8 protein-coding genes and 1 pseudogene are annotated in these 11,007 nt (G+C 58.0%); 7 read left to right on the top strand and 2 right to left on the bottom strand.

Translation table 11 applies throughout. The features are described 5' to 3' along the window. The first annotated feature begins 19 nt into the window (after window positions 1–19). The 5 genes and pseudogenes from X750_RS1000000163915 (at window position 20) to X750_RS135120 (ending at window position 6,921) form a co-directional block, all read left to right on the top strand. Window positions 20–1,600, top strand: a complete 1,581-nt coding sequence (locus X750_RS1000000163915) for a hypothetical protein (protein ID WP_023748962.1) — start codon at window positions 20–22, stop codon at window positions 1,598–1,600. 95 nt (window positions 1,601–1,695) lie between these two features. Then, window positions 1,696–3,303: an ATP-binding cassette domain-containing protein gene (locus X750_RS135135; protein WP_198021028.1), complete on the top strand. Its 1,608-nt coding sequence runs from the start codon at window positions 1,696–1,698 to the stop codon at window positions 3,301–3,303. Continuing rightward, entirely contained in the window at window positions 3,300–4,622 is a 1,323-nt protein-coding gene (locus X750_RS135130) for an HlyD family type I secretion periplasmic adaptor subunit (protein WP_023701628.1), read from the top strand. The genes X750_RS135135 and X750_RS135130 overlap by 4 nt, the downstream gene beginning before the upstream one ends. A gap of 1,035 nt (window positions 4,623–5,657) precedes the next feature. After that, window positions 5,658–6,272 (top strand): annotated as a pseudogene (arsH, locus tag X750_RS00825) (arsenical resistance protein ArsH). A gap of 319 nt (window positions 6,273–6,591) precedes the next feature. Further along, window positions 6,592–6,921, top strand: a complete 330-nt coding sequence (locus X750_RS135120) for a hypothetical protein (protein ID WP_023707078.1) — start codon at window positions 6,592–6,594, stop codon at window positions 6,919–6,921. A gap of 108 nt (window positions 6,922–7,029) precedes the next feature. On the opposite strand, the gene X750_RS135115 is transcribed toward X750_RS135120, so the two are convergent. Next, window positions 7,030–7,239, bottom strand: a complete 210-nt coding sequence (locus X750_RS135115) for a hypothetical protein (RefSeq protein ID WP_023707079.1) — start codon at window positions 7,237–7,239, stop codon at window positions 7,030–7,032. Window positions 7,240–7,440: 201 nt separating this feature from the next. Between X750_RS135115 and X750_RS135110 the strand changes: the two genes are divergently transcribed. Next, window positions 7,441–9,207, top strand: a complete 1,767-nt coding sequence (locus X750_RS135110) for an adenylate/guanylate cyclase domain-containing protein (RefSeq protein WP_023748964.1) — start codon at window positions 7,441–7,443, stop codon at window positions 9,205–9,207. A gap of 95 nt (window positions 9,208–9,302) precedes the next feature. On the opposite strand, the gene X750_RS1000000165375 is transcribed toward X750_RS135110, so the two are convergent. Further along, window positions 9,303–9,890, bottom strand: a complete 588-nt coding sequence (locus tag X750_RS1000000165375; RefSeq protein ID WP_245271923.1) for an EF-hand domain-containing protein — start codon at window positions 9,888–9,890, stop codon at window positions 9,303–9,305. Between the two features lie 463 nt (window positions 9,891–10,353). Between X750_RS1000000165375 and X750_RS135100 the strand changes: the two genes are divergently transcribed. Continuing rightward, a complete protein-coding gene (locus X750_RS135100; protein ID WP_245261240.1) occupies window positions 10,354–10,773 on the top strand; it encodes a hypothetical protein in 420 nt (139 codons plus the stop codon). Window positions 10,774–11,007: the final 234 nt, after the last annotated feature.

The raw sequence follows: 11,007 nt of genomic DNA on the forward strand, positions 1-11,007 counted from the left end.
TAGAATTCAGCGCGGGCGCATGAAGAAAGCCAAGCGTTCGTTCGCGACTCGCCGGGTCGCGGCCTCGCACATGCGCACGTTGATCACAGGTTCCTTGCAGCCGATCGCAGGCGATCTTGTCCTGGCTCGTGTGGACAAACTCGGCAATCACAGCAGATTGGAGCTGATCAACGGGAGAAAGGCGATCATGTTTCCCGGCGATGAGATAATCATTTGTTATGGAAACAGATACGCACCGGACCAGTTCGAAGCTGTTATTGGCCCTGATCTCGGACCATGTGACCTAGTGGCGGGGGGGGGCATCGCAGCGTGTGAGCTTTCCAGACATGATCGCATGATTGCGCCAACAAAGATCACCCCTCTCGGACTGATCGGGGACAAGTTCGGTCGCCGATTGAATGTTTGGGATTACAAGGTCAGCTCCGACGACCTTCGGCCCTCTCTGCCGATTGTCCTGTCGCTGGGAACATCCATGAACGCGGGAAAGACATTGACGGCGACGTCGTTGGTAAGAGGTTTCAAAAGAGCAGGGCTTAAGGTTGCCGCGCTGAAGATTACCGGAACCGGGTCCGGTGGCGATACCTGGATTGTGCGCGATGCGGGCGCTGACATCGTTCTTGATTTCACCGACGCCGGGTTTGCAACCACCTATCTTGCCTCGGTGGAAATGATCGAAAAGGGCGCTTTCCGCCTGCTGAACCATGCTGCCGAAAATGGATGCGACGTTGCTGTCATCGAGATTGCCGACGGGCTGCAGCAGAAGGAAACGTCCGAGTTAATTCTGGCGGAATCATTTCGCAGCATGGCTCTTGGCACGATATTCGCGTCCTACGACGCGATGGGTGCAAAGTATGGAGTGGATACGTTGCGCGCTGCCGGCCACAAGGTGCTGGCCATCAGCGGCAGACTTGGCCGATCCCCGCTTGGCGTGAGAGAGGCTGAGGAAGCTACCGGGCTGCATTGCTATTCCCCGTGGGATCTCCAGGATGGCGCGCTCGGTCCTGTGTTTAGGGCCCGCGCTGCGGAAAAACTGTCCAATGGGCAGAGCAACAACCCGTACCTGCGGCGCATTGCGGCATCGTCGGAGGCAGCCATGCCGGTCGGCGTGGATCGAGCCCATTCTCACCAACTCCGGATTGATTTCTTGGCAAAGGTCGCGCGCGAGTTGATTGTAGCCGAACTTGGAGAAGTAAATGCCAATGGCAGCCTGGCGACGTGGCCCAGTCCATTCGGAAGCATCTTGGTCACTCTGCCTGAGCGGCCTTCCCTGGGTTCTATCCCCACATTCATGTCGGTGCAGGCGCCCACGGAACTAGTAGAGGCAGCAGTGCTGGCAAAAAGCCGCGGTGCCCTCAAGTCGTCGCTCTGCGGCATCTTGCAGGCCCTCGGCTGCGCTCCGCTCCCGGCTGCCAGGATGTCCTACCTGCTGAATGAAACCTGGTCAATGTTTGAGGCGGCCGATCATCACGACAGACCTCTGCAAAACGCACTTGAGGCGCCGCCGTTGGATGCTCATGATGACATTGATGCGGTGATCATGAATTTCTCTGGCCTCTTCAATGAGCATTCTGATCAGCACGCTCCCCTTGGACGCGCGTGAAAGACGGTGTCCCGATGAACACACGAGGCAGGCGTCGGTATAGCGGCCCCCTCAGCGAAATGTGGAGAAAGTCGATACCCGGCCTTGCGGCTCTGGTGGTATTCAGCGTGTTTATCAATGTTTTGCGCTTTGCCGGCCCGCTCTATCTCATACAGATATTCGACCGGGTCATCTCGAGCCGCAGCGTTGAAACCCTTGTCATCCTGACCCTGGCTGCCTTGCTCGCCCTGGTAGCCGGCGTCGCACTGGAAACCATTCGCCGTCGCATGCTTTCGCGTTGGAGCGTATGGATCGAGCACCAGTTGACCAGCCAGTCCGTGAAAGCCGGATTGACGTCAGGTGTCGCCAATCCGCCGCTGCTGGCCAGCATCGAGAAAGTCGCGGGCTTTATTGAGCGCGGGCTATCTCCCTGGTTGGACGTGGTTTGGGCGCCGATTTTCCTGTTGTGTGTGTACTTCATCCATCCGGTTCTCTTCCTGATCGCAATAGCAGCCACACTTTTGCTGATTGGCTTGGGCCTGTTGAAAGAAAATTTCACGCGAGAGCCCCGCCAGGCGGAACGTGATGCCGTCAAGCAGGCAAAAGAGGTGTTGGTCTCGGCGGATAGGCATAGAGACGTTGTCAGCGCGTTCGCAATGGCGGATGCGATCGCTGGTCGCTGGGGCAGGAACCGAGTGGACGGCTTCTTGCAACGAGACCGGCTCAACGCCCGCGGATCGAGCCTCGATGCTGCGATCCGGGTGCTGAACCGTAGCCTTTACATTATTCTGCTGGCCTCCGGTATATGGCTGTTCCTGAACGATCAAGCGTCGCTCGGCGGCCTGTTTGCAGCCCGACTCATTGCCAATTTTGCCTACAGGATGGTGGGCAAGGCGGTTGGAGAGTTCAGAGGCTTCAGGGAAGCGCGGGAAGGATATGCAAAGATCAAGGCGGACCTTGCCAAGCCGTCGGACGGAGGCCCGTCGTTGCTGCCTGGAACTCCGCGCGGCACATTAATTCTTGATGAAGTGGCGTTCAGGCACGCGGGATCGCGAGAAGACGTATTCAGGAAACTGTCGCTGTCGCTGGCGCCAGGCGAGTTGCTATTGGTCATCGGGCGCGCAGCTACCGGCAAGACAACGCTTTCCCGTCTCCTGATAGGTTTGCTCAAGCCACGGACCGGACAGGTCCGCCTGGGAGACATGAACGTCACCCGGCTTCCGGATTATATTAGAGCCGAGGCTATTGGCTATTTGCCACAGCAGGTCGAACTGTTCGAGGGAACCGTCGCCCAGAATATTGCCCGGTTTCAACAAAGCTCTATAGACGATGTGGTTTCTGCGGCAAAAATAGCGGGAATCCACCAGGTTATTATTCGCCTAGGCCAGGGCTATGACACCGTGCTTGACGACACGGTCGGACTGTCCGGCAGCGAACGGAAACGAATTGCACTTGCAAGGGCGCTGTTTCGCGCACCGAGACTTATCGTTCTGGACGAGCCCTTCGCCAATTTTGACAGCTCATCGAGAAGGGCGCTTGAAGCGGCGGTGAAAGTCATGAAGGAGTCTGGATGCTCGGTAATCATTACAATGTCGGGACAAACCAACCGTCTTGCCGGATTAATCGACCGGACGCTGATCCTGGGCGGCCGAACGCCTGAGCTCTCCGATCCCACGGAGCGCCCGGTTCGTCCTCAGAAAACTGAGTTGCGGAGCGTCAAGTGACAGTCCCGCTCGCCGTTGACGCCAAACAAGCTGGAGACGATCCTGCGCCCTTTGGTAACAACTTCATTGTTCTCGGTTTCGCGATAATCGCAATTTTTTCGACCCTGACCGGCATGTGGCTTGTTGCGGCTCCAATCCAGGGCGCCATTGTGGCCAATGGGTTGGTGGAGGTAGCCTCAAACGTAAAGACAGTGCAACATCTCGAAGGTGGGATTGTATCCGAGATATTGGTTCAGGAGGGCGATCGCGTATCGCCAAGTCAGGTCCTGGTACGACTGCAGAGCACTGCTTCTACGGCCGCTGCGAACGAGATCAAGGCGCAATGGTACGAGGCGAAAGCTACCGAGGCACGGTTGATCGCCGAGAGAGACGGCAAGGACTCAATCGAGATTCCGCCAGAGTTAAAGGAGCCCGGTAAAATGGCGGCCGAGGCTGTTTCCGGCCAGGAGAGTATCTTTCGAACACGTCAGACCCTGCTTCGTGAGAGACTTTCCTTGCTGCAGCAAACGACCGGAAGCCTGCATAAGGAGATAGAGGGCTATGAAGGGCAGGTGGTGGCGGCCACACGGAAACTGGAGTTGATCGAGGAGCAGCTGGGCGATGTTCGTGCCCTGTATCAAAAAAAACTGGTGGTAAGGACGCGCCTGACAGATTTGGAGACTGAAAAGGCGGATGTGGGAGGCGACCTGAGCGGCTATATCGCGTCGATTGGCGTTGCCAGGCAAAAAATGGAGGAGACGAAGTTCAAGGTTGCTGAACTTAATGCATCCACGGCGGCCGACATTGTCGCTGAGCTTGGGGTGGTGCGTGCCAAGATATATGAATCCGCTCAACGAATAGCCGCCGCCGATGACGTGATGACAAGAACCGAGATCCGCGCTCCCATCGGAGGCACCATAGTGGGGCTCAAGATTCACACCATTGGCGGGGTAATAGCAGCAGGCGATCCTCTGATGGATATCGTGCCCATCGACGACAACTTCGTCGTGATTGCCAACGTGGACCCGCTTGACGTCGACCAGGTGAAAGTGGGGCTGCACGCGACCATCTGGCTCAGCGCGGTGGGCAGGCGGTATCAGCAGCCCATGAACGGTGATGTCCGCACCCTTTCAGCAGACCGGCTGGTCGATCCGCGCACTGGCAAGGCATTTTATGCAGCTCGCATCGCTCTGACACCTCAGTCCCTGAAGGCGACGCCCGTGGCATTGCAAGCCGGAATGAACACACAAGTGATGATCGAGACTGGAGCGAGGTCAGCATGGGAATATCTTAGCGCTCCGGTCTACGCTGCCATGGGTCGGGCTCTGCGCGAACAATAGGATTGGCTATCGGGGCAGCCGTCTTTGGGGTGGATTGTGAGCGGTGCGCAAGCTCAGCGCCTCCACATCTCAAAAGATAGCGTGCACCTGCTGGGGTGAGAGAAGAGCCCATAAGCGCTAACTTTGCACCAAGACGGCGCTTCTTGCAGCGGCGGATTGGCTTTTGCGCCGTCTTGGTGGGTCGCAGACGTGACGAATGATTTCAGTGACGCGGGTGAGGATTTTTCCCGGCCGCATCACCATCAGTATGGCGTTGAGGATTTCAGAACGCAGGAGACTATGCAGCCTCCAAAGGGACAGCGATTGCGCCGTGCGTGGTTTGGTCCTCACAGGGGGGAGAGTCGAGAACGTCGGTGATGGCCTCGTCGATCATCAGCGCCAGGATCAGGTGGGCCGTCTCACTGGCCTGCGGCGTGGGGCAGGGGCGCCATGGCGGTTCGTGCTGGAACGCGCACGAAGATTGCGAGAGATATTGCTGTGTCGGCAACCGACAACATTCGCTTGGATAGTTACTATCACTGACAAGAGGCCAGCGGCTAGCATGCACCGCGGGCAAAGATCTTTCAGTTCCTCAATGCACGGAGATGCCGTCGGATGGAATGGCCTATCGGGAAGAGAACTCGGCGACGACAAAATGAGGAACACAGTGGTGGTTGAGTCTTTATCAGGAAGGTGCCCTTTAGCCCCCGACGACGATATGTATCTTCTGCCGGTAATAGAGGCTTGGCCTCAGTCATCGGTTGGCATGGTCTGAGACACTGTGCAAACTAGTCCTCCTGATCCTTAGAAGTGGTCGGTAGCGCCACTACTTTGCGGGACGACATACGAGAGTTGCAGGCCGAGCGGTCAAACATCGAGGGCCGCCGGCTCGTTAGATACCACTACTCGTTCCTCGGCGCCATTCCAACAGGCTGAACTTCGAGGCAAGTGAGCCCATCCTGGTCCGGCGCCTCGACTCGTAAATCCATTCCACCGATTACAACTGCCTGCAAGCTGCCGCTTGTTTGTTATGACGAGCAGTTTCGGCCGATCGACATGCAGGCTCTGCTGGACGCGCCCCGCTCCATTCACAAACCGCGCGTGCTGATGCTCTACGGATCTTTGCGCGAACGGTCCTATTCCCGGCTCGCTACGGAGGAGGCTGCCCGTATCCTGCGCCGTTTGGGTGCCGAGGTGCGTATCTTCAATCCCTCGGGCCTGCCACTCCCCGATTCGGCGTCTGCCGATCATCCGAAGGTCCAGGAACTGCGGGATCTGTCGATTTTGTCGGAGGCCCAGGTCTGGTGCTCTCCGGAACGGCACGGGTCTATGACAGGAGTAATGAAGGCGCAGATCGACTGGCTGCCGCTCTCGATGGGTGGGATACGCCCGACGCAAGGCAGGACGCTCGCTGTGATGCAGGTGCGGGTGGCTCGCAGAGCTTCAACGCCGTCAACCAGCTGCGCATTCTCGGGCGATGGATGGGGATGGTCACCATCCCCCAGTCGTCAAGTGGCGAAGGCCTTCGCCAAGTTCGACGAGGCCGACCGCATGAAGCCCTCGTCGTACTACAACCGGATTGTCGACGTGATGGAGGAACTGGTGAAGAAGTTTGTTGCAACGCCGGAATTGTCCACCACAGCCGCACCAGTGGTGGAGCGATTCCCCTGAACGTGGTTGTTGGCGGCGGCGCTGTTGATCGTGATCGTGCCGGACAGGATATTGCCCGAGAAGTCGATTTCGGTTGCCGTCCCGCCAAGCGTCACGGTGCCGCCGAAAGAGTTGTGCGTGATGTGATGCTGCGCACCGATGACGCAACCATCGGCGTTCTGTTGTGCGATGCTTGTTCAGTGCCACAAAATGTCATGACACCGTCACACTGCCGCCAGGTGCTTGTCATGTGGTCGAGTGTTGACCCGTCAGGCGCTGCGGAAAGTCTCCATGTCAATAACCCCTGTTCCCGGATAGCAACGATACTGTTACTGTAACCGTGCCGGAACAGAGCAGAACTCGGATCTGGGCGGCGCCGGCCGGGATCATCAGCCTGCTGGGACTTGCCGCCTTCATTCCGTTCCTACGCTCGCTTCCACTGCGGCTCACGGTCCTTATGCTGCTCTCCGCCGCGCTCTTTCTCGGCGGTGCGGTGGGGTTGCAAATGGTCGGCGGCAAGATCGCGGAAGCCGAAAGCACAGAGGTGTTTTGGTATCGCGTGGAGACGAACCTCGAGGAGGCTCTCGAACTGGCCGTAGTGCTGATCTTCATCTACGGCTTGCTCTGGTATTTGGACCGGCGGGCGGAAACGACGGCTCCAGACCGGTGATTACGCTGGCACTCCGGGATGACAGCATCTGCCGCAATTCGTCAGCACGACCGGATCAGTTCCTCCTTGGTTAGGCAGGGCCGTTGATAGCAAACTCCGGGAGTGATTTCACCGCTGACCAGCAGGGTCGAACAATGTCCCACCGGTTTCGGCGCCGGTGCGGTTCAAAGCATCATTAAGGCCGCTCCTGAAGCCGCGGCCGTTCGCAACTCGAATGAGTTCGACCGATTGCGGGTCGACGAACATATCCGCCAGGGTCTTGAGATTCATGCGTAACGCAGCGCGCTTTGCGACCTCGCCCGCAAGGTCCGCTTTCATCGACCGGTTGAATTCTGTGGCACCGCAAGGCAGTCGGCAATCCAGCGCGCGTTGTTCAGGCGGTTTACCGACGGCCGTCAGAGGCTTTTATCCGCCCCACATGTATCTCAAACGACTGGAGTTGCGGATCATCCGACGAATGGATGGGGCTAGCTTCCTTTGGCTCGGCAGTAATGCCAGACTGGATGGAGGGAGCACGACATGAGGCAGACGCGTAAAATAGCAGCGATTCTGGTCTCGGATGTGGTCGGCTACAGCCGGCTAGCCGGCGCAGATGAAGATCGCATCTTGGCACGGCTGCGGGCGTTGCGCAGCGATCTCATCGATCCCACAATCGCCGTTCATCGTGGTCGCGTCGTCAAGCGCACAGGCGACGGAAGCCTAGTCGAGTTCAGCAGCGTGGTAGAAGCAGTGCGCTGCGCGATCGAAGTGCAGAATGCCATGGTTGAGCGCAATGCCGGGGTGCCGGATGATCGCCGCGTCGAGTTCCGTATCGGCATTCACCTGGGCGACGTCGTGCAAGAACGCGACGGCGACCTGATGGGCGATGGCGTCAATATCGCCGCGCGCCTAGAAGGTATCTGCGAACCTGGCAATATCTGTCTTTCCGAGCAAGCCTATTGGCAGGTAAAGTCAAGGCTCGATATCGCGATCAACGATCGCGGTGAGGTTCAGCTCAAGAACATCACCGATCCGGTCCGGGTTTATTCGCTACAGGTCGGCGTTCCCTCCAAGGCAAAGCCCACAGCACCAACCAAGCCCCTTTTTATACAGAATCCTCCGCAGCCGCTCGCACCGCCCGACAAACCTTCGATTGCCGTGCTGCCCTTCATCGACATGAGTGGCGATTCCGAACAGGAATTTTTCACCGACGGGCTGACGGAGGACATAATCACTGATCTGTCGAATGTGTCCGGCTTCTTCGTCATCGCCCGCAACTCCACCTTCGCCTATAAAGGCAAACCCACCGACGTCCGTCAGATCGCTCGCGATCTGGGTGTGAGGTATATTCTTGAGGGCAGCGCCCGCCGATCCAACAAGCGGTTGCGCGTCAATGTGCAGCTTGTCAATGCGGCAGAAGGCGGCAATCACGTGTGGGCCGAGCGCTTCGACCGCGAAAGCGCCGACATATTCGACGTTCAGGACGAAGTCACCCGACGCGTTGTTGAAGCGATTTCTGGCAAGCTTGGTGAAAAGAAACTTGTTGCCCGTTCCCGACCGTCAAATCTCGAAGCCTATGATCTGTGCGTTAGGTCACGAGGCAAGTGCAACAATTCCAGATCGGACAACAGTGAGGCGTGTGCTGACTTGGAACGTGCCGTTCAGATCGATCCAAACTACTGCGAGGGGCACACCAATCTTGCCATCTCACTGCTATTTGGCTGGATTGTCTGGGGAGAGCCACAGGAACCCGGCCGCGCAAAGGCTCTGATACACGCGCAACGGGCCGTGGAGATCGATCCCGACGATTCCCATGCTCGCAGGATCATGGGCTGCGTTCAGCTTTATGAGCGCAATTGGGACGAAGCAAAATTCCAATTCGATGCTGCCGTTCGGCTTAATCCCAACAATGCAGATGCAGTTGCATGGATGGGTGAGCTTCAAATCTACTTAGGCGATCCGCAAGCGGCGCTGATATCGTGTGGCGCGGCGCTCCGTATAAATCCTCGTCCACCCGGTTGGTATTTCTGGATCATGGGAATGGCTCAGATTTCCTCTGGACACTACGAAGAAGCTGTTGCGTCCTTGAGCCGGGAAGAAACGTACGGGACGGGTTCAAGGGAGAACCTGGTTCCCGCGCTTGCCCTTGCCGGTCGCGTTCCTGAGGCACAAGAGGAAGCCCGCCTATTTCTTGCGGGCAATCCAAATTGGAAGGTCGGTGATTTGGTGGCGAACTCACCTTTCAAGAGCCCGAGTGATGCGCAGCCGTTTATTGATGGCTGGCGCATGGCGGGCTTGCGGGAATAGCGCGTTTGCGGCAAGGCTGGAGAGAGTGCTGGTTAGCCGCCGGGCGAACAGCCAATAGACGCCCCCTTTGCGCGACCTACGGCGTGTCCTCGCTATCAGTGCCATGCATGCTGGAGCCATGCATGAAGGACTGGATCTCGTCCGCATCGATNATCGATCTTGCCGTCACCATTCTCGTCAATGCTACTGAACATCCTGCCCACCGCGCGTTGAACCTCGTCCTCGGACACCGATCCGTCGCCATCGGTGTCCAACAGCCCGAACATCAGTCGCATGCCGGCACCGCGCATCAGCTGATGATGCCAGCGTCCAGCCATTCTGTGTCCACGATCGCGGCCACCGTGGTTCTGCCAACGGCCGCCATCTTCATCGTGGCGGTCAGCACCCTCGTTGCGATCGCCTTGATAGTTGCGACTATCTTCCTCGCGGAAACCTTCTTCGGAACCGCGATCCTGCTGCATTCTCTCCCGGACAGCTTGCTCAACCATCTGGCGGATCATTTCGCGTGTTGGTGCATCCGCTTGTCCGGTCGCATCCGGCAACTGTCCGGCGGCCGGCGGTTCGGTTGCCGGAGCGGGTGCAGGTGTCGAGGGTGATGGTGTTCCGCTTGTCTGGGCGAGCGCGGGGGAGGTCAGGGCAATGAAAACGGCGGTGGCGGCCGTTGTGCTGTGTGGAAATCTCATGGCATGCTCCATCAGTGCTTTCGCTTGGAAGGCCAAACTGGAGCTCGATCTGATTGTTCCCCGAAGGGGATCAGGTCACGGCGAAGTTACAGGGCATGCCCCCGTCTGAGGTAGATCAGGGTCTTCGTCAGGGAATAATTTCGGCTCTTCTTCCCTAGGCACAAGAGGAAGCCGGCGCCCATTTTTGCGGGCAATGAACGTTGGACATTCGGCCTCGCCAATTTTCTGCCAGTCGATCATACCGACGCACCAATTCCCTCTGCGTCCTCTCCTTTCGTGGGACGGAAGCCGTTTCGACCGCACGCCGTCAATCGCGAATCCCACGCCCATATGCTGCGCGGCCATGATGCATATTTTTTATGTCACGGACCTCTGTCCGTCTGGACACGATGTTAGCCAGCGCTAAATCAGAGCAATGCGACGCCTACTGCTGGGACTTACAGTTTTTCTCTTTTGGACCACGTTGCTTCAGGCCGAGGCGTGGCAGCCCTTCGGCGTCCGACAGCTTGGCTTTAGTTTCGATATTCCTCCGAATTTCGTCCTGACCCAGAATTCGGAGCAGGGCGCGGCTTTTCAGGGCCCAAGAGACGCGTTTCTGGTCGTTTGGGGCGCGCGACTGGGCAAAGCAAGTTTTCGCGCCGAGATTGAACATCGCATGATCGAGGACGAAAAGGCCGGTTGGCGACTGACCTATCGGCGCCTAGCCCCGAAATGGGCCAGCTACTCCGGGGTCAAGAATGGCGAGATTCGCTACGTCCGTGCAATTATGGTCTGCAACCAGCGTGCCGCGCTTTTCACAATGAATTATCGGAAATCCGAAAAGAAGCCGTATGACCCTGTTGTTATGCGCATGGTCCGGTCCCTGAGAGCGGAAGGATGTTAGCCAGCAAGGAGCGAGGTTGCCGTACTGTGCTTCCCTCGGCTAAGGGCCCAGTGGTCAACCCGGCTCCCCAATAGCCCCGCCCAGTCACATGAAAGCAGGTAGCGGCAGGTATGCGGGCGGGCGTTCTCACGCTGGCTCAACCCCTCAAAGCCCATCACCGGGTAGTGTGCTGAGAGTTCTGCAAATTCGCTGAGAGAGGGCGGTCATGGCAGGCTGGTGATGTTCAACGTCACC

This window comes from Mesorhizobium sp. LNJC391B00, assembly GCF_000502535.1.
Classification (GTDB): domain Bacteria; phylum Pseudomonadota; class Alphaproteobacteria; order Rhizobiales; family Rhizobiaceae; genus Mesorhizobium.